Here is a 21,066-nt window from a genome sequence, read left to right on the forward strand (position 1 = left end):
ATTGAAGGTAATTATTTTGTTTGCCTAAACTAGATTAAGAAAGCCTTCATGAAAATAACTACTTATATCGTTGCTCTATGGGTAGCGATAGTTCCTGTTAATTTAATAAGCCAGAATATTGGAGAAAAAGTATTACTTCCAATAGAAGTATTAGGGGCTGAAGGAACTATAGAAGAAATAAATTTAACTCTTAGTCAAGAGCAAGCAAATCAAGCAAAGTACATTTGGTTACAGATAAATAATCTAGGTTATCAGAATAAAGCATCTGTTAAAATTAATAATGAAGATTGGTATGACTTAAACCATGATAGTTGCCGGATTCAAAGTCCAGAAAAGGAGAGAGGAGGAATGGCTCACGGTGGGCATAGTACTATTAGGTTGAGTATTCCAGCAGTAGGAATTATATCTGGGCTTAATACCATAAAATTTAGATTTAATAAGTCTGATGCCATTTCTAACGGATTTAGGATTGTGCAATTAAATCTTTTTGATGTAGGAGGTGCAAAAATCTTAGATGATAGTTTTTTTGAAGAAGACGACCCTATGCTTTGGGAAGGACCATATACAGATGCTTCAAACATTCAAGCAGGAAAGGATTTATGGTATTACGCTGAATTAAAAAGCAACTATTTAGATCCAGGAGTTGAAGGTTTTTGGTATGGTTATAAATTACCAGGACAAGGCTCCATAAAGGCAAAATGCGCATCTTGCCATACGCAAGACGGGAGAGATCTAGAAATTTTTAGCTACTCAAACAAGTCAATTATTGAACGTGCAAAATTCCACATGTTAACCGAGGAAGAAGGAAAACAAATTGCATCATATATAAGATCGCTTTCCGCAGAGCATGACAATGTTAATCGCTATGGAAGGCCTTGGAACCCGCCTTACCAACCGGGGCCAGATTTAGCTAATAAACCTATTGAACAGTGGGCTGCAGGAGCTGGGTTAGATGCGGTTTTGGAAGCAGATAAGGATATGTTAGATCATATGTTCCCTAACGGAGTAACACAAGAAACAGTATATGATAGGTTTGATTCTGATAAAATGGTTGATAGAACGTTATTGCCATTGGCTATACAATTCCCAGACTGGAAGCATTGGTTGCCAATGATTCACCCTATGGATGCCTATTCAAAAGATAACTTTTGGGAAGATCCAGTAGCTCATGGAGGGCGATATAACATTTACCCTAAAAAAGGATACCGAGATTTTAGAAATTATTTAGAGGCAGTTCCACCAGCAAACAGAACTCCAAATGATTTAATGCAAAAGAACAGAGATTTTTGGTATCATTATCGCTTTTTCTTGGCAGTGAAAAGCAATGGTGATTCTAGTCTCTCTGAGCATTGGAGAGAACCTTTAAGTTTAGCAACTTCAAAGCTAGGAGAAGGGATACCAAGAGAGTTTGCAGCTACCAGTTTAGCGCGCCTTATGGCAGTGCAGTACTTTGAACTTATGAATGAGTTTAATTTACAGGATAAAGCACATTGGTTTGCAAAACCAGAAGATCAACCGGCAACTAGACAATGGTTTGGAGAGAATTATCAGGTGTTTGAAGTACCACCTCATTTTCAAGCCTGTGTATCTGAGAGTGAACTACCAATAAATGATGGTTATAATATTGTGGGGAATTGTTTGTTTTTTCATGGGCAATCTGAAGCAACAGGAGCTTATGAGTCTACCAATTGGTACCATTTACAGTTGATTGTTAATGGAGGAAATGGTATGGTATCTCATAACTCACCAATGGATTATAATTACCATCCCGACTTTATTATGAAGGCAAGTAGTACATCGGGTATTTATGAACCACTTAGGTATTATCATTCTATGAATGCAATGTACCAATTTAGATCGTGGTCTGGAGCTACAACACCTAATAACGGAAAGGGATTTAGAATAAGAGTACAAGGTCCTTGGCATATTATAGGAAGAACAGATAGTAACCAGTTAAATAATTTTGCACCAAGTGTTTGGCCAACCTTCCTTGATAGAATAGAAGAAGGTATGTCTAAGTGGGTTTTAAATGCGCAACTAAGACAGTTTTTAACAGAGGTTAGAAAACCTGAAAATAACCTAGAAAACTGGAATAGATTGCCTAATGGAGGTAGTAATGAATTGGATTACGAAAGTAAAAAAACAGAAGACTTACAGGATATGACTTATTTTGTTGGTCTTGATTATCATGCAGATAAATTTTATTACCTATTTCCAGAATTTGCAAAATTAGGCGTTGATTGTCAAATTTTAGAAGAGATGATTGATTGGTGTTCTGAAGCTTGGCCTAATATAGATTGGGAGAGATTTAGGTCTACGGGACAACTGCAACTAGATTTTATAACAAACCAAAGCGAAGATTGTTCTTTAAATGCAACAAAAATAATTGCTCAAACCGCCAATGAAGGTGATTTTCCAGTTTTTGAATGGTGGATTGATGAGAGTAAGGTTATAAATAACTCAAGTGAGCTAGATATTACAGAGGTAAGGCCAGGGGCAAAAATTAAATGCCGAGTAACAAGTAGTAAATCCTGTATTTCAAATAGTTGGATTGAAAAAGAAATGGTGTTGGCTTCTAAAGATTATAGCATCTCAGTAAGTAAAAATGATGCAGAGTGGCAACCATTAAAGAATGCCATTGCATGTATTGGCGATGAATTGAATTTAAAAATAACACCAGAGTTGCAAAACCCTATTTTTTGGTTGGATGCTTCAGATGTTAGAAATGATGGGACAAAACCTGAAGAAGGAGAGCTTATTGCTGTTTGGAAAAATAAGTCTGCTAGTGGTTATTCAATGCCATATCAATCAAACTATAATTTAAGACCAACATATAGTAATAATGGCATGAATGGGAAGCCCGCTATTATGTTTGGTATGAATGATTCAGATGGGCTCCCATTGTTTTTAACCAATAATGATGATGTTTTGGATGGCGATTGGAGTATGGTTGTTACAGGGAAGTATTATGTAACGAGTCATGGCGATTGGAATGCGCTTTTAGGTAATGAAGATGAAAATACTGGTTTTGCGTTTTACATAGATAGACGAGGAAATGGAGGAAGAATTAGAACTAAAATAAATGGTAGTCAGGAGCATGGGAGAGTGTATGAAGATGGAAGTGCCTTTGCCACAATTATAAGTAAACAGGGCGGGAAAATAAAAGTTTATATTAATGGTAGATTAGAAGAAGAAGTAGAAGCAACTTCAAGTGCTATTACTAATCTTAGAACTTTTTATTTAGGACAAAGAGATGGTGGTAATGCCGGTGGAAGCTGGTACCATAGAGGCCCAATTTCTGAAGTTTTATTTTACGATTATGTATTATCAAATAAACAAAGGCATTATTTAGAGGGATATGTAATGCATAAATGGGATTTGGTTCAAGAAATGCCATTAGACCATGTGTATAAAGAAAACTCTCCTCTGTATCTTAATTTAAATACACCAAAAGGAGAAGAATTAGTTTTTGATTTAAAAAATCAAGAGCATCGTGTAGTGATTTCTGATGCCTCAGACTTTGGAGAATATGCTTTTAAAAGACCAAGTTGTTCAGATATTAATGCTGTGTTTAATGTAAAGGATATGGAACAGCTAAATGATGATGTCATTAAATATAGTGTTAATAATAAAAAGTTTAAAATCGGTGCATCAACCTTAATAAAAGAAGGTAGTTTTCTAGAACTAGATGTTAATTATGAGATTAATGGGGGGTATCAATGGGAGACACCCACAGGAGAACTGTTACAATTAAATACAAGCCCAGCTCCAATATTAATTTCCTTAGGTAATAATGCTGATATCTGGAAGCTGCATTTAAAACAAAATACAGAAGTCTGTATTTCAGATGATATAGTTTATGAATTTACAATATTGGTAGAAGATTTACCTCATGGAGAGAGGGATGATGATAATGATGGTGTTAAAAATGACTTAGATAAATGTCCTGAAACGCTTCCCGGAACTATTGTTGATGCTAGAGGATGTTTGATGATTAATACTAATAATTTCACTGTTGAATCTATTGGAGAATCATGTGTTGGTAAAAATAATGGCAGAATTGCTATCAATGCCATGCAGCCATTAAGCTATGCCTTATCTCTTAATAATAGCGAACCACAAGATTTCAATGAACCTCAATCCCATGTTGTTGAAGGATTAAATCCAGGCGTTTATTCGGTATGTATTTCAGTTGCAGAAGAACCATCATATCAGCAATGTTTTAATGTAGTTGTAGATGCTGCAGAAGAAATAACAGGTAAATCAGTTACCATTAAAAACGGCAGTGTAGTTACACAAAGTGTAGAAATAACATCAGGAACTGCTCCTTACACCATAGCCATAAATGGAGAAGCATTGTTGACTACCTATTCAAGCACTTTTGAAATAGATGTAGATCATGGTGACGAGGTAGCTATTACAAGTCAATTGGATTGTGAGGGAAGTATTTTAAACACAGCTGATTTAACAAGCTATTTTTCAGTTTATCCTAACCCAACGCAAGACGTGTTGAATATAGTTATTCCAAATATTGATTTAAAAGAAGTAAAAGTAGATGTATTCAATGCATTACAACAAAAAGTGGCTAGTGGTATATACAAAGTGTATTCAAACGGAATAAGAGTCTCTTTTAAAGATGTGCCTACAGGTATTTATTTTGTAAGATTAGATTTGAGAAAACCAATTAATTTAAAAGTGATTAAACAATGATGATGAGAAGAGTTTTGTTCATGGTTTTACTAGTTTTTTTATCGTGTAGTAAAGATGATTCAGCTATTGTGAATCCTAACCCTGAGAAGAATACCGCACCTGGAGTTCCTGAGCTAATTGCTCCGGCCAATAATTTAAATTGTACAGATAACATATTAGATTTTGAATGGAAAAGCTCAGTGGACAAACAAGGAGATAACATATCCTACTATATACAGATTGCTACTAATGACACTTTTTCTGAAAACATTCAGTCTTTAACAACTTTAAAAACTACTACAAGTTTTGAGGTGTTAAAAGGCGTTGTTTACTACTGGCGTGTTAGAGCTGTAGACTCCAAAAAGAAAGCAAGTGAATTTTCTTTAATAAGAAGATTTAATACTGAAGGAGATGGCTTGAGTAATCATTTACCTTATTTACCAAGTTTAGTCGCTCCTAAATTAAATCAAAAAGTACTTGAGGGTTCAGTGATGCTTCAATGGCTTGCTGAAGATAAAGACAATGATGTGTTAGTTTATGATGTTTATTTTGGTACAACAAGAACACCGGATTTAATTGCTGAAAATATTAATAAATCTTCTTATGAGGTAGCTTTAGATTTAGGAAATACATATTATTGGAAAGTTGTAGTTAGAGATAGTTTTGGCGGGGAAACCTTAGGTCAACTATGGTCTTTTCAAACAGAATAGTATGTCAAACTATTTGTCATTTAGTTATTAAGATTTAAGTAGTGTGATTGCCTCTAGTTTTATTATAAATATCGTTAAAAGTTTTTTTAATACAATTAAATTACATTTTAAGGATAAATTAATTGGTTATTATATTAAAATTAACACACCTAAGATACATTTGACAACCTAACAAATTAATCTAAATTTTATATTATGACTTCAAAAATAAGCTGGAGTAAATTGCTTCCCGTATTCATGTCTTACATTGTAATGGGGTTTGTTGATATTGTAGGAGTATCAACAGGTTATATTCAGAAAGACTTTGATTTACCAGATAATTTGGCACAATTAATACCTTCAATGGCATTCATTTGGTTTTTCTTGCTTTCTGTGCCCGTTGGTATATTTCAAGATAAGTGGGGAAAACGTAATATGCTTGTTTTGGGTATGGCATTATCTGGAGTTGGTATGCTAATTCCGTTTATAGGCTATTCTTTTTCAATCATGTTAGCAGCCTTTGTGTTTTTGGGTATAGGTAATACTATAGTGCAAGTGTCTGCAAATCCACTACTACAAGACGTCTCTCCTAGGGAGCGTTTTTCTAGTTTTATGAGTTTAACGCAATTTGTTAAGGCAATCGTGTCTTTATTAGGGCCTATCATTGCTGCAACTATGGCTACTCAGTTTGGTGATTGGAAATTGGTGTTTGCTGTTTATGCCGTAACATCTCTTTTGGCCGTAGTATGGTTGTATTTCACTCAAATAGAAGAAAGTGGAGCAGAAAAAGAACCAGCTACTTTTAAATCATGTTTTTCTTTATTAAAGAATAGTTTTATTTTAATGATGGTTTTAGGTATATTCTTAACCGTTGGTGCAGATGTTGCTATGAATTCTAATATTCAAAATTATATGATGCATTTATTTAGTTGGAGTATAGAAGAGGCTTCTTTAGGAATTAGTGTATATTTTGTAGCTTTAATGATAAGTCGTTTCTTAGGGGCTATCTTACTTAACTTTATCAAACCAAAATTATTTTTAATTATTACTACTACTATAGCATTATTGAGTGTTTTATTAATGTTTATGGCTCCAAGTCCAACGGTAGGCTTAGTAGCTATATTTTTAGTTGGATTTGGTTCAGGTAATTTATTTCCTTTAATATTCTCAATAGCTGTAGATAAAATGCCAGAACGCTCAAATGAAATTTCAGGTTTAATGATTATGGCAGTTTCAGGAGGAGCTTTTATTCCTCCAATTATGGGGGCTATTAGTGAATACTTTGGCTTTATGTCAAGTTTATCTGTATTAGTAATATGTATGGTTTACTTATTCATTTTATCAATTGCAAAAACAAAAAAAGCTTAAATAATAATGGCATATAATATTGAACAGGATGAGCGCATAGTTATGACGCTTGATGCTGGTGGAACTAACTTTGTCTTTTCTGCAATACAGGGAAAAAAACAGATTGTAGAGCCTATAAGGTTGTATCCTAATTCCGAGAATTTAACCAAATGTTTACAAACAGTAATATCTGGCTTTGAAATTGTAAAAAGTAAACTTCAAGAAGCCCCAGTAGCTATAAGTTTTGCATTTCCTGGTCCTGCAGATTATCCAAATGGTATTATAGGAGATCTTCCAAATTTGCCTTCATTTAAAGGAGGTGTACCTTTAGGACCTATGCTAGAACATCATTTTGATATTCCTGTATATATTAATAATGATGGTAATTTATTTGCATATGGAGAAGCTCTGTTTGGTTTTTTACCTGATATTAATAAAAGTTTGGAAGCTGTTGGAAGCCCAAAATGCTTTAAAAATCTTATAGGAGTTACTTTAGGTACAGGGTTTGGTGTAGGTTTAGTTGCTGATAATAAATTAATTACTGGCGATAACTCGAATGGGGGTGAAGGCTGGTTGTTACGGGATATTCTTAATCCAGAAAGTAATGTAGAGGATCATGTAAGTAGAGAAGGGATAAGACGAAGTTTTGCAGAAAAAACAGGTTTAGATTTAGAAGAGGTTGGAACCCCTCAAGAGATTTATGATATTGCTACAGGCAAAATAGAGGGAAATAGAAATGCCTCTTTAGATGCGTTTCAAGATTTTGGGGCTGTGTTAGGAGAGGCCTTATCAAATATCATTACATTATTTGATGGAATTGTAGTTCTTGGAGGTGGTGTTTCTGGAGCTTTTGAATTATTTGCGCCAGCAATGTTTGAACAAATGGAATCTAGTTTTAAAACAGCAGATGGAGATTTTTTAGATAGGCTAGTACCAAAAGTGTTTAATTTAGAAGATGCAGTTGGAAGAACGAGATTACTGGAAGGAAAGCATAAAGAATTAAAGATTCCTGGGACAGATAAAACAACTGTTTACGACCCTTTTTTAAGAACAGGTGTGGCTGTTTCTAAAAATAGTACGAGTAAAATTATTGGATTAGGAGCCTATGCTTTTGCAATAAATAAACTAAATGATTTAACTATTTAAATAAAGATAGAACAGTTGTTTTAAAAAAAGCTAGATGAATTTCATCTAGCTTTTTTATTTTTAATTATCTCAAAAAGCTTTTTAATTAATAGAGATTTTGTTTAATCATAATAATCTCAAAAAAACTAATTTTTATTAATATTAATTGTTTATTAATCGAATATTAATTTTTAATTATCTGGTTTTTAATGTGTTGAAATACTTTTGTTTCATAATTATTTAACTAATCTAAATTTTACAAATTATGAAAAAACAAGTACTATTTTTAATGACGTTGGTTTTAAGTATATCAATGACTTTCGCTCAACATAATTGGACAAACGGATCAGGGAACAATAAGTTCGAGGATGATGGCAATTGGGATGTGGGCTATTACCCTCAGTTTGGAGTTGATGAAGCTATTTTTGATGGTAATACTTCAAATGCTGATTGCGTGGTAACACAAGCACATACTTTTGGCTTATTTACGGCAGGAGTGGGATCAGATTATGGGACAATTACTATTAAAAGTGGTGGGTCTATTGAAACCACTGACGGAAGATGGGCTGCAATTGGTTGGACTACACAGGCTAACCTAGTAGTGGAGCCAAACGCAACTTTTAAGACAAAATCTCACTTATGGTTAGCATTTAATCCTGGAGCCAAGAGTTACATTGATTGTTGGGGAACAATAGAGGTTGGAGAAATGTTTGGTGTTAATTTTGAAGGGTTAGCTGATGCTAATAGTGATTGTAGATTAACAGTTAGAAATGGCGGGTTACTAAAATTAGCCCAGCTCAAGGGAGATGATAATGATCCTGCTTCAACAAAGTCGTTTAATGGCGCTGTGTCAGATGACGCTCTTGAAGTTATGGGAGGCGGTAAAGTAACTATTGTTGGAGACTTGACTGCAGTTGTAAATGACTACGTAACAAAAAATAAAATTGTTGCTCCAGGCGGAAGTGTTGTAGTGGCATATGACGCTGTTGCTGATCTTACAGAAATAACAAGTACAGCAGCACCACTAAGTGTGAAAGACTTTAGTTCATTTGATTTTCAAGTTTACCCAAACCCGTCATCAAACGTAATCTCAATTCAATCAAAATCGGCTGTTGCTAATATTAAACTTTATAACATGTTAGGACAACAAGTGTTAGAGCGTTTTGAAAGCGCTAGCATTAATGTCTCTAAATTGAACTCAGGGTATTATATTCTTAAGGCGCAGGATGAATCTGGTAATTTAGGTGTAAAAAAGGTATTAATTAAGTAAAATTGTATCGAACATCCGTATTATAAAAAAGAGAGAATACATGTGTATTCTCTTTTTTTGTTTTTAACAGTGTTTTAATGGATTTAAGTTTGTCTAAACCGTAATCAACATGAAGATAATATTGATAATTTTGGTTTTGTTAGTTTTAATAAATGTTTTGATGCTAATCTTTAGTGTTAATAATGAGGGTAAATAAGGATTTACCTATAATAGAGAAAAGGAACAGTATTTTGGATTGTTACAGGCTGTTCCGGGAAGGGGGAGTAATCTTCTGGCCATTACAACGGATGGAAAGGTCTATTATATAACTATGCATATTTGGCTACAAAATTGGAACTGGTTTAGCTCCAATCAAGGCGTGGATGACTATGAAAATATGTTAAAGAAGGTAGATGATTATTGGGAGGTACATGTTGCGGCCGCAGAAAAACTCAATAAACCAATTGTTTTGGAAGAATTTGGATTGGCCCGAGATAGTTTGAAATTTAATCCTAAATACAGCGTAGACTTAAGAAATAAATTTTACGGTCATATTTTTCAAAAAGTACTTAATTCAATTAAAAAAAATGGAAGGGTATTAGGTTTAAATTTTTGGTCTTATTCTGGTGAAGGAATACCAAATAAACCAGGCTTTTATTGGACTAAAGGAGATCATATTACTGGTGATTCTCCACATGAAAAACAGGGTTGGTATAGTGTTTATAGCACAGATATTTCAACTTTAAAAATAATAGAAACATATAGCTGGATAGGGCGGTCATAGTATACCACCCACAGCGGATAAAATTCAGCATAGCAATAATTAATAAGAATCCTTTTAATAGCTTAGACTGTAAAGAGTTTTTGTGTGGCTTAAAAAATTCCGTTTTCAGTGGTTCAGCATTTCCGTTTTTTGCACTTCAATATCAGAATTACTCATACCCTTAGCATAAAGGCTGATAATGACGTTTTCTATGCCGTCAACCATGTTAGTGCGCTTAGGAACCAGCATAGGGTTAAAAGAAGCTTCTCGGTCTCTGGGAACTTTAATATTAGTCTCTCCTAAAGCTGTTTTTATCTTTTTAGATCCATAGCCGTTACGGGTATTGCTATTATCGGACTGCTGATGCTTCTCATAGTCTAAATGAGCGTCAAGTTCTCCTTCTAGCATCTTTTCAATACCTCGCTTTTGGATGGATTTTAGAAAGGAGGTTAGTTCGTCCCCTGTTTTGAACTGTTTTAAAAAATCGTCGTTTAGAAAATCTTCTTTCTTCATAAGTGTGTAAATTTTAAAATTAAACAAAAAAATATCGAGGGTTGCAACCCTCGATATTTAATCTTTACACAGTTTATGAGATACTGCCTTTTTTGATCTCCTCCCAAATTAAGAACCAGTTAAAAGTAGAGGATCCGAGCTATTTTTATTCATTTCGATGTATTCATTGGGAGGGATATCTCCCAAGGAACTGTGAGGTCTAAAGTTGTTATATTCTTCTCTCCACATATCTAGTTTTTCTTGCGCATCTTCCATTGACAGAAACCAATTTACGTTTAAACATTCATCCCTAAAAGAACCATTGAAACTCTCTATAAAGGGATTATCTGTAGGTTTTCCTGGTCTTGAGAAGTCTAGTTCTATCTGGTTTTCATAGGCCCATTTATCCAAAACTTTACTAATAAATTCACTTCCATTATCTACTTTGATACGCTTTGGAAGAGTGCAATTCTCCGAACTAACCTTTTCCATAACATTTACAACATCACTTCCTTTTAATGACTGTCCTGCTTCAATAGCAAGGCATTTTCTACTATAATTATCCACTACAGTTAAAGCCCTAAAGCGACTCCCATTATATAGCTGATCACTGACAAAATCCATACTCCAGCATTCATGTAAACTAGAAGAATTACCATCTGATGGTTGTCTGTGTAAGGCTGAACGATTCCTTTTAGGACGTTTGCTTCTCAAATTAAGCCCCTCTTCACAGTAAATTCTATAAACACGCTTGTGATTATCCATAAAGCCTTCTCTTCTTAGTAGGATATAAACCCTCCAAAAGCCATAACGAACGCGGGTTGATGCAATTTCTTTGATCCGCATACGCAATAAAGTATCATCTCTTTTATTTGGCTTATAATAATAAACACTTTTGTGCAAAAGAACCAGCTTCACGCAACGGTTAACAGAGATATTATATTCCATTCGTATTCCACGGACCATCTCCCGCTTTCGAGATGGCCTTAAAACTTTTTTTTAAGAACGTCCTGGAGAATTTGCTTATCAAGACTAAGATCTGCTACCAGTTTCTTTAATTGAAAATTCTCCTCTTCTAAGTTCTTGAGTCTGCGCAATTCGGAAACACCTAATCCTCCATATTTCTTCTTCCAATTGTAAAAGGTAGCTTCACTTATTCCCATCTTTCGACAAACCTCAGATACACGCGTACCTGTTTCGGCCTGCTTGATAGCAAATACGATTTGACTCTCCGTGAATTTTGATCGTTTCATATGCAAATAATTGTTTAAAGTTACACATTTATTTGCTCGGTTTTCTCTAGTTTTAAATTGTCCGGTTTAACGGGAGGAGGTCAAAAAGGAGAGGTTGAAGCTAAATATAAAAATGTTTTAGAGAATTCAAGTATTACTACCGTTGTAGTAGTAGGTAATGCAAAGGTGGGAGCAGAGACTGTTTCTGCAAAAAACTTTTGAGATTTAGAGAAAATAATTAAAGGTGATAATGCTGTTTCAAGTAGAGATAATCATGGTGTGCCAATAGATTACACAGTTAGATATTTATAATATAATAAACTCGCTAAAATGGGTAAATGTCAGTGGTCATTATTATGAAAGTTGTTGGTAATCGTATCGATATTGTGGTTCTGCCGAGATTAGATTATGTGTTTAGATACTGAAAGCAATGAATGAAGCAACCAGCACCTAAAGTTGTAGATTCAACAACTTGGTGTTGGTTGTGGTTAATTGAAACCAGAATGTATTGCCTACTATTGAAGTTCTTCCAATTCGGAAGATATTGCATCTACAACTTTTTGAGCTGTATCTAATTCATCTTTGTGTACATAAACTTGTTTAAAGATAGAGTTCGATGATCCAAAAATAGGAAGTAATCCAGAATCTGTTTGATCTTTCAAAACAGGAATAATATCCAGCTTTTCTAACTCAGAAACCATACGCTGTACAACAATTAATTCGCCAGTATAAATTTTTACATAATTTGAATTTGTCATGACAATACCTTTTTAAGGTTCATCTTAAATATACGAAATTTTTAGGTACAAAAAAACCAGCAATAAGCTGGCTTTTTTATTTTATAACTACCTTGTTTACCTTAATTCTGCACCCAATTGGTTTTCAAAATTAGTTTGTAGTTTCTTCATTATTTTATCTATTTGCTTGTCGTTAAGTGTTTTATTTTCATCACGTAGTGTAAAACTTACGGCATAACTTTTTTTTCCCGTAGGCAAATTTTTCCCTTGATAAACATCAAACAAGTTCACGTCTTTTAGTAAGTGTTTTTCACTTTGAATGGCTATCTGATAAATAGAACTGAAGGTTACATTTTCATCTAAAAGTAAGGCAAAATCTCGCCTAACCTCAGGGTATTTTGGTATTGGGCTAAATTTAATACTGTTATGCTTTATAATTTCCAATATGTTATCCCAATTAAAATCAGCGAAAATGACTTCTTGCGAAATGTCAAAATGTTTTAAAACGGTTTTTGTTATTAAACCAAAATCAATCAATTTAGTTTTACCAAGACTAACGGTTACCCCTTCAGCAAACAAATCATCTTTTACCGGAGTTTCTTTTGCGTTTGAAATTCCTAGTCTATCTAAAATGGAAGTAATCAATCCTTTCATTAAAAAGAAATCAGATTTTACGCTTTTTTCTATCCAATTTTCAGAAGCCTGATTGCCCGTAATAAATAGTGATAAATGCTTAAATTCTTCACGATTATCTCCAAAAGTATGGTAAGTTTTTCCGAATTCAAAGAATTTTAAATCGGATCGTTTTCTATTGATGTTGAAAGCGATAGATTCTAATCCTGAGAATAGTAATGACTGCCTTAAAACAGATAAATCGTTACTCAACGGATTAAGCATGGTTACGTTATGCTCTTCTTTCAGTTGCTCACTTAAACTAACATAGCCTGGTGTGGTTAATGAATTAGAAAGAATTTCAAAGAATCCTTGGGCCGCCAATTGGTTTCCTATAATATTTTGAATTTTATAATCTTCAAAACGAGACATAGTGGCTATTGAAGCATTTAACTTTTTGGTTGTATTTACATTGTTGTAACCGTAAACTCTTAAAATTTCTTCAATAATATCTGCTTCACGTTGCACATCATTTCTATAAGCTGGTACCGTTAATCCTAACCCTGCTTCCGTAACGTTATTAACTTTAATCTCTAAAGACGATAATATTTTTTTTATGGTCTCTTTAGGAATTTCTTCACCAATTAAACGCTTGGCATTTTCAAAACTTAATCTAACCTCGAAATCTTTAATCTTTTTCGGGTAAACATCAATAATATCGCTGGTTATTTCTCCTCCTGCAATTTCCTGAATAAGTAAGGCAGCTCTTTTTAAAGCGTACTCGGTAATATTAGGATCTATACCGCGTTCAAACCTAAAAGAAGCATCTGTATTTAAACCGTGACGTTTTGCCGTTTTTCTGATGCTTATAGGGTTAAAATAAGCGCTTTCTAAAAAGATACTTGTGGTATTTTCGGTAACCCCTGAAAATTCACCGCCAAAAACTCCAGCAATACACATTGGTTTTTCGGCATCACATATCATCAGATCGTCTTCATGAAGAGTTCTTTCAATCCCGTCAAGGGTAACAAATTTTGTTCCAGCCTCAAGTGTTTTTACTTCAATTTTATTTCCTGCTATTTTCACAGCATCAAAAGCGTGTAACGGTTGCCCTAAATCATGAAGCACATAATTAGTGGCATCAACAATATTGTTTATAGGACTTAACCCAATAGCTTTCAGTCTATTTTGAAGCCAAGCAGGCGATTCTTTTACTTTAATTCCAGATATGGTTACACCGCAATAACGTGGGGCTAAAGTTTTGTCCTTAACATCAACATCCATTTTCAGCATACGATTATCTACATGAAACGCACTTACTGATGGTGTAATGAGTTCTAAATTGATATCTTTTTGCATCAAGCCTGCTTTTAGGTCTCTCGCTGTACCTAAATGACTCATGGCGTCTGCTCTGTTTGGTGTTAGTCCTATTTCAAAAACTTGATCATTTTCAATATCAAAAATTTCAGCCGCGGGGGTTCCTACTTGTATATTTTCATCAAGAACCATAATGCCATCATGAGATTTGCCTAATCCTAATTCATCTTCAGCACAAATCATTCCGTGGCTTACTTCACCTCTTATTTTTCCTGTTTTGATTGTCCAAGATTCCCCTGCTTCTGTATAAAGCATAGTGCCAATAGTTGCTACAGGTACTTTTTGACCAGCCGCAACATTGGGTGCGCCACAAACAATCTGCAAAGGATCATTGTCACCTATATTGACCGTGGTTACTTTTAATTTGTCTGCATTAGGATGTTTTACACAGGTAAGTACTTCCCCTACAATAACACCTTCTAAACCACCTTTTACAGATTGATAGGCTTCTAATCCTTCAACTTCCAGACCTAAATCTGTAAGGAGTTCACTTGTTTGTTCGGGTGTCCAATCTGTCTTTAAAAATTGTTTGAGCCAGTTATAAGAAATCTTCATAAATTGTAGTACTAATTTAAGGCTGCAAAGATAGAATATTGCACCAACCATTCAAACAATGTATTCCAAATTGTGACCTAAAAAGAAGTATTTGTTATTAATTTTAGTATTTGAATGCGGCTATGAAACGCGAACCTAAATTGAGTTCGACTTTAAACTGCAATTATCAGATTGTTTTGAACCGAATTTTACAATTCTTCTAATACTATATTGTAATCATATTGTAAATCTTCGTGAAGGTTATGAAGTATTTTCTTTGCCAATTGAAGTTGTCTGTGATACGCGTTTTGTAATTGGGTAGAGTTAGAAATACTCGGATTGAAATGTTTTAACTTCAAGCAAAAGTAGAGTAGGAGTTCAACTTCAGTTTCCTTTTTTTGAGAATATCGAATGTATTTTTTTACGTTTTTTAAAATCTTTCTGACGCTCTTACGAATAAAATAAAAACTGGAGGTATTAATCATTTGAAATTCATCATCCATGTAACTTTTTATCGTTTGAATGTAGCCATCTTCGTTATAAGATTCAAAAAGTAAATAGGTGAGGAGTTCTTTGTTTTCTTTTTTAAAGCGTGATAGTGTTAAGCAAAGATCTTGGAGCTCTTGATTTGAAAGCTGTTTTAATTCTTTTTTAATGTCTCTAATACCTACAGCTTTCATGTTATTTTAAAATGCTTAATGCTCTTTTTAAAGAAAAGGTATCATCTTAATTTGGGATAATTTCTTGGGTTTACTTCGTGCATAACTTCATAAACAGCTTCAAAAATATCCTCAGCCGATGGTTTAGAGAAATAATCACCATCATTGCCATAGGCAGGTCTATGAGGTTTCGCTGTTAGTGTTTTTGGTGCACTATCAAGATATTGAAACGCCTTTTGCTTATTAATTATTTCATCAAGTATGTATGCCGAAGCTCCACCAGGAACATCTTCATCAATAATCATGACTCTATTTGTTTTAGCAATACTTTTTACAATATCATGATTTAGATCAAAAGGGATAAGTGATTGTACATCAATAATTTCAGCATTAATACCTACAGCCTGTAATTCTTTGGCAGTATGCTCAACAATTCTTAAGGTAGAACCGTAAGAGACTAAAGTTATATCTTGCCCTGTTTTTATCGTTTCAACAACCCCTATTGGCGTTTTTATAGCATTTAAATTATTAGGCATTTTTTCCTTTAAGCGGTAACCATTTAAACACTCAACTACAATTGCAGGATCGTCACCTAAAAGTAATGTGTTATAAAATCCAGCGGCTTTGGTCATATTTCTAGGCACTAAAAGGTTAACACCTCTTACCAAATTTAGAATGCCTCCCATTTGTGATCCAGAGTGCCATATACCCTCTAAACGGTGGCCTCGCGTTCTTATAATAAGCGGTGCTTTTTGTTTTCCTTTTGTTCTGTAGTGGGTGGTAGCCAAATCATCACTAATAATTTGAATCGCATAAAGGATATAGTCTAAGTATTGAATTTCAGCAATAGGTCTTAAACCTCTTAAGGCTAAGCCAATACCTTGCCCAACAATAGTAGCTTCTCGTATTCCGGCATCTGCAATACGTAATTCACCATATTTGGCCTGTAAGCCTTCTAATCCTTGATTAACATCACCAATATTACCTGTATCTTCACCAAATACTAGAGCCTCCGGATGACTAGCAAAAAGGGCATCAAAGTTGTCTCTTAATATAATCCTTCCATCAACTAAAGCGGCCCCATCATCATATGTAGGTTTAATCTCTTTAATACGCGTATTAGAACGTTGTGTTTGAGAATATAAGTGAGAACTAAACTTGGGCTGTACGTTTTCAAAAATGCCATTTATCCATTGACCTAATGTTTGATGACCAACAAATGTTTCGCCTACTATATATCTCAAAGCACGTCTAGCACTTGATAAAATATCCTTTCTTGTAGGTTCTCCAATTTCAGAAAGATTTTCTTGAATTTTATTAATAAAAACACGATTGCTACTTAGCGGTGCGATTTGTTTTAAAATAGATATGAGTTCAGTTTGTTCTTTTTTTATAGGTTTTAAGAAGGTGTTCCATGCTGTGTTTTTGGCCTGTCTAACCTCTCTTTTAGCGGCACGCTCAAGTTCTATTAGTGCCTCATTTGTTGCAATACCATTTTCAATTATCCATTCTCTGAAACGCGTATTACAATCATGATTTGTTTCCCATTCTAGGCGTTCTGCGCTTTTATAACGTTCATGAGAACCCGAGGTAGAATGCCCTTGAGGTTGTGTTAATTCAGAAACATGAATAAGAACAGGTACATGTTCTTCTTTAGCTATAGCTCCAGCTTCTTGGTAGGTTTCAATTAAATTAGCATAATCCCAACCTTTTACTCTTAAAATTTCATACCCTTTGTTATTTTGGTCTCTTTGAAAACCTGATAATATTTCAGATATATTTTCTTTTGTTGTTTGGTGTTTGGCATGAACAGATATACCATATTCATCATCCCAGATACTAATTACCATAGGAACTTGTAATACCCCAGCAGCATTAATAGTTTCAAAAAACAAGCCCTCACTTGTACTGGCGTTACCTATGGTACCCCAAGCTACTTCATCACCGTTATTAGAGAAATTAGTTGCATTTATTTCTTTTACTTCTCTAAAGATTTTAGAAGCCTGCGCCAGTCCCAATAATCTGGGCATTTGGCCAGCCGTTGGAGAAATGTCTGCACTTGAGTTATATTGTTTTGTGAGATTCTTCCAAGTACCATCATCGTTTAAACTATGCGTTACAAAATGACCTCCCATTTGCCTCCCTGCAGACATGGGTTCTAATTCTATGTTGGTGTTGGCATAAAGTCCAGCAAAGAACTGCTCTGCGGTGAGTTCATTAATAGCCATCATAAAGGTTTGATCTCTGTAATATCCAGAGCGCCAATCGCCTTTTTTAAAGGCTTTAGCCATTGCTAATTGTGGTACTTCTTTACCGTCTCCAAAAATTCCGAATTTAGCTTTTCCAGTAAGCACTTCTCGTCTTCCTAATAAGCTACATTCACGACTAATTAAGGCTATTTTGTAATCGTTTAAAACTTCGGCCTTAAAATCTTCAAAAGATATGTTACTTTTCAAATTGGATAGGGTTTGCATAGAGTAATGCTTTTAGCTTTTGCAAAAGTAGGTAATGTTTGTCTTTTTTGCAATTATATTTTTGTGTAAATAATTACGAATACAATAAAATTAAGCGGTAAAACTCTGTTTTGTTGTGAAAAATATATTCAAAACCTTATTTTTGTAAAAATTATTTAAAACCAGCGTCGTCTAAATAAGCCTAAGAGCGATTTGGGATCTGCAGTGAAAATGAATCGAATATTTTGAGCATACCTGGGCTGGGTAATCTCCCAACCTTTATTGGAATAAATAGGAAAGTATAGCTCAAAATAATCTGTTACCAAGTTAATTCTAATACCAGAATCATAAACAAATTTGGGTGTCGATAATTTGTTTTTTACAAAGCCAACATCACCATATAATAAAATATACCTCCAAATAGTTGTACTGGCGTTAAGGGTGGTGATCCATTGGTTAGCAAAATGAGGTTCTAATTTTGATTTAAACCCTCCTTCCGTTGGAATATACTGTTGGCTGAATATACCTGAGGACTCCGATCTGCCTAAATAATTGTAATCAAACAGATAATCGGTTGGTCTATCTAGAGCAAAGCTGAAAAAGTCTGAATTGATATCTGTTTTGTTATTCAAAAAAGCTCCAGTAAATACCCGAAGATTAAGTTGCCTGTTATTTTCAAACAAATGCCTATACTCATAATTTAAGGATAGTTTACTAAAATCATTAGCTTGCTGAAAATCTACATACCATCTGTTGTAGGTTATCAAGTTGTCGTTTGAGTGAATATATCGTGCATTAAAAACAGAATAGTTGGGTGTTGTAGTTGTTAAAATATTGTTTTCGTCTTTATCTCTATGGATGTCAACAAACCTAAATAATAACATTTTATTTTTGTTAGACCTTAAGTCATTATTTTCTCTGAACCTGAATGTGATGGAAGGGGTTAATTTTCTAACAAATAAATCTTGGGCGAAGGAGGTGTAGCTACCTGATACGCCATATCTTATTTGGTATAGGTTTCTGTCATTTAGATAATGGGTATTAGAAACAGAAGCCGCACCAGTTAATGATTTTGAACCAAATGCATATTGAGGAGATATCTGATAATTAAAGCGTTTTCTAAGTATAGTTTTGTTGTAAGCTTTTACACCTAAAGTTATGCCATCATAAATGTTATTAAACTCTATAAGTGGCATAAAAAAGACTTGGTTGTAATTAGGGTCTTCAATATCTTTAAATAATCTAAATTGAAATGGTTTGTTGTTAAAGAAAAATCCCTTTAACGATTTCCAATTATCTCTTAAATTAAATTCGGGAATGTTATTTTCATAGTTTAGTACGAGCTTATTAATGCTGTCTTTAGCTATTGTTATGGTTTTGTAATCTGTTATGTTTTGTATCCAATGTTTTGAAATAATACTATCGTTATTTAACCCGTATAACGAAATAGGCATTTTGTTGTCTCTCTTGTTTTTTACAGTAATGGTTATAGAGTCTTCTGTTGTAATTACCTTTTTAATTTTGAAATCAATTTTTTTTCGTGTGGCAATATAGTCTTCAAAAAACCAATCGATATTTTTATTGGTTAATGACTTAATGTAAGTTTCAAACGCTGCAGTTGATGTTTCTTGCAGTTTGTTCTCTTTTACAAAGTTTTCAAGTGCATTTTCAACGACATCATGATTTACAAAATCATCTAAATATTTTAAACCCACACCAGCCTTGTATTTGTTGGCAATATTTTTATTAAATTTTAATAAAGAGTCTTTGGCCTTTGTTAATTCTTGATCTCTATTTGTTCTTGCCATAAGCATAAAAGCTAGGACATATTTGTCGTTAAAGTTCATGTCGGCAGCATGAAAAGATCTAACCCCCCAAAGATCGGCAATAGTCCCCAAGAATTTCATGTTTGGGTAATGCGTGTCTACATACTTCATGGCATAATAAATCTGTATACCATCTAATAGCCATTGTTCTTTTCTGGGGTTGATGAGTAATGTGTTTTCTAAGTAATTATGTAGGGCTATTTTTAGCAACTTTAGCTCATATTGAAAATGATTAGGATACGGTTTTATAAATTTTGGTAAAAAATTTAATCCGTAAATAGGGTCCTTTACATAGTCAATTTGAGTGAGCAATAATTTTTCATGCGGATAGGGACCAAAATGTTTGGATATAAAATTTGTTATTTTTTCAGTAATTAAAACCTTATCTAAAACTTCTAAACCACCATCATCAATGTTTGATATAAAAGAAATATCTTCAGACTGAATGGTGTTAAAATCTGATTTTTTACTCAAAAACAGCTTGTTAGAGTTTCTGTTTTCACCATTTAGTTTAATAGTTTGAGTTTTAAAACCAGATGTTGTGGTTTGTATATTCAAATCAGAAGTGAGTTTGTAATTTTTAGGAATTTCAACTTCAAGAGAAATATCAGACTTAGGAATAATCATATCATCTAAATCTTTATTGCTGTAATATAGCCAATCGCCGTTATACTCAGCAGGTGTTATATACCAGTACCTTAAATTGACATTACCATCACTGGTAATGCCGTAATATGTAAATTTATCATTAGGAATTTGTACAATATATTCAAGATTTAAAGTGTATGAATGTCCTGGATTTACAGCCGTATTTAGTTGAACTTCAATAATGTCTATTTGGTCTTTTACTCTTTGAAAGACAACATCTTTACCATTTTCTTTCAATGAGGTAACTACCGTAAAGCCTCTATCTTCATTTTTTGCGAGGTGAAAATCATTTCTGTATTCATCAGCCATTCTTATAGCAAGAGGGGTTGATTTAGTGGCGTAACTATTGGCCCAGTCATTCAAGTAAATTACTTTTAAAGTATCTGATGATACATTAAAATATTGTATAGTTTGTGAAATTTTGATTTGCTTTTTATTAATATCAAAAGCAGCCTTTACAGCAATATTATTTTGACTGAAGGAAGAGAAGCAAACGCAGTATAAAATGGCACAATAAAATAGACGCAAATTCAATATTATAATAGCGTTAAAAGGTTATAGTCATAAAGGCGATGCAATATAATAAATATACTACCAAACCCTTAACTAATAAGCAATGATTATAGGCGTAATT

The 21,066-nt window shown here is 33.8% G+C and carries 13 protein-coding genes and 1 pseudogene; 7 read left to right on the forward strand and 7 right to left on the reverse strand.

All coding sequences use genetic code 11. From position 1 onward, the window contains the following. Positions 1-48 precede the first annotated feature (48 nt). The 6 genes from KFZ70_RS12650 to KFZ70_RS12675 all read left to right on the forward strand — a co-directional run bounded on the left by KFZ70_RS12650 (position 49) and on the right by KFZ70_RS12675 (position 9,883). Entirely contained in the window at positions 49-4,710 is a 4,662-nt protein-coding gene (locus KFZ70_RS12650; RefSeq protein WP_139696125.1) for a T9SS type A sorting domain-containing protein, read from the forward strand. 20 nt (positions 4,711-4,730) lie between these two features. Continuing rightward, positions 4,731-5,399 carry a hypothetical protein gene (locus tag KFZ70_RS12655; RefSeq protein WP_158293189.1) on the forward strand — a complete coding sequence of 223 codons (669 nt, stop codon included), beginning with the start codon at positions 4,731-4,733 and terminating at the stop codon, positions 5,397-5,399. Positions 5,400-5,594: 195 nt separating this feature from the next. Beyond that, positions 5,595-6,746 carry a sugar MFS transporter gene (locus KFZ70_RS12660; RefSeq protein WP_139696121.1) on the forward strand — a complete coding sequence of 384 codons (1,152 nt, stop codon included), beginning with the start codon at positions 5,595-5,597 and terminating at the stop codon, positions 6,744-6,746. A gap of 6 nt (positions 6,747-6,752) precedes the next feature. After that, on the forward strand, positions 6,753-7,871 hold the full coding sequence (locus KFZ70_RS12665; protein ID WP_139696119.1) for an ROK family protein: 1,119 nt from the start codon (positions 6,753-6,755) through the stop codon (positions 7,869-7,871). Positions 7,872-8,115: 244 nt separating this feature from the next. Continuing rightward, complete coding sequence (locus tag KFZ70_RS12670) at positions 8,116-9,120, forward strand: T9SS type A sorting domain-containing protein (RefSeq protein WP_139696117.1); 1,005 nt, start codon at positions 8,116-8,118, stop codon at positions 9,118-9,120. A gap of 310 nt (positions 9,121-9,430) precedes the next feature. Further along, entirely contained in the window at positions 9,431-9,883 is a 453-nt protein-coding gene (locus tag KFZ70_RS12675) for a hypothetical protein (protein WP_139696115.1), read from the forward strand. Positions 9,884-10,000: 117 nt separating this feature from the next. Here KFZ70_RS12675 and KFZ70_RS12680 read toward each other — a convergent pair. Next, positions 10,001-10,375 (reverse strand): annotated as a pseudogene (locus tag KFZ70_RS12680) (transposase); the annotation flags it as partial. Positions 10,376-10,483: 108 nt separating this feature from the next. Then, a protein-coding gene (locus KFZ70_RS12685; RefSeq protein WP_407515484.1) for an IS3 family transposase occupies positions 10,484-11,607 on the reverse strand; the annotation gives its coding sequence in 2 pieces (ribosomal slippage) (positions 10,484-11,346 and positions 11,346-11,607; 1,125 coding nt in all). A gap of 57 nt (positions 11,608-11,664) precedes the next feature. On the opposite strand from KFZ70_RS12685, the gene KFZ70_RS12690 reads away from it, so the two are divergent. Continuing rightward, complete coding sequence (locus KFZ70_RS12690; RefSeq protein WP_158293236.1) at positions 11,665-11,808, forward strand: hypothetical protein; 144 nt, start codon at positions 11,665-11,667, stop codon at positions 11,806-11,808. A 293-nt stretch (positions 11,809-12,101) separates the two neighbouring features. Here the strand turns inward: KFZ70_RS12690 and KFZ70_RS12695 are convergent, their stop codons facing one another. The 5 genes from KFZ70_RS12695 to KFZ70_RS12715 form a co-directional block, all read right to left on the reverse strand. Beyond that, entirely contained in the window at positions 12,102-12,344 is a 243-nt protein-coding gene (locus KFZ70_RS12695) for a DUF2007 domain-containing protein (RefSeq protein WP_139698747.1), read from the reverse strand. 96 nt (positions 12,345-12,440) lie between these two features. Further along, positions 12,441-14,867 (reverse strand): phenylalanine--tRNA ligase subunit beta, encoded by a 2,427-nt coding sequence (gene pheT, locus KFZ70_RS12700; protein ID WP_139698746.1) that lies wholly within the window; start codon positions 14,865-14,867, stop codon positions 12,441-12,443. 188 nt (positions 14,868-15,055) lie between these two features. Beyond that, the gene (locus tag KFZ70_RS12705) at positions 15,056-15,526 is read right to left on the reverse strand and encodes a hypothetical protein (RefSeq protein WP_139698745.1); all 471 of its coding nucleotides are present in this window, start codon (positions 15,524-15,526) and stop codon (positions 15,056-15,058) included. A 41-nt stretch (positions 15,527-15,567) separates the two neighbouring features. Beyond that, positions 15,568-17,979 (reverse strand): thiamine pyrophosphate-dependent enzyme, encoded by a 2,412-nt coding sequence (locus KFZ70_RS12710; RefSeq protein ID WP_139698744.1) that lies wholly within the window; start codon positions 17,977-17,979, stop codon positions 15,568-15,570. A 155-nt stretch (positions 17,980-18,134) separates the two neighbouring features. Next, a complete protein-coding gene (locus KFZ70_RS12715) occupies positions 18,135-20,960 on the reverse strand; it encodes a metalloprotease (protein WP_407515559.1) in 2,826 nt (941 codons plus the stop codon). Between the last annotated feature and the right edge of the window lie 106 nt (positions 20,961-21,066).

This window comes from Allotamlana fucoidanivorans, assembly GCF_045788535.1.
In the GTDB taxonomy this organism is placed as follows: Bacteria; Bacteroidota; Bacteroidia; order Flavobacteriales; family Flavobacteriaceae; genus Allotamlana; species Allotamlana fucoidanivorans.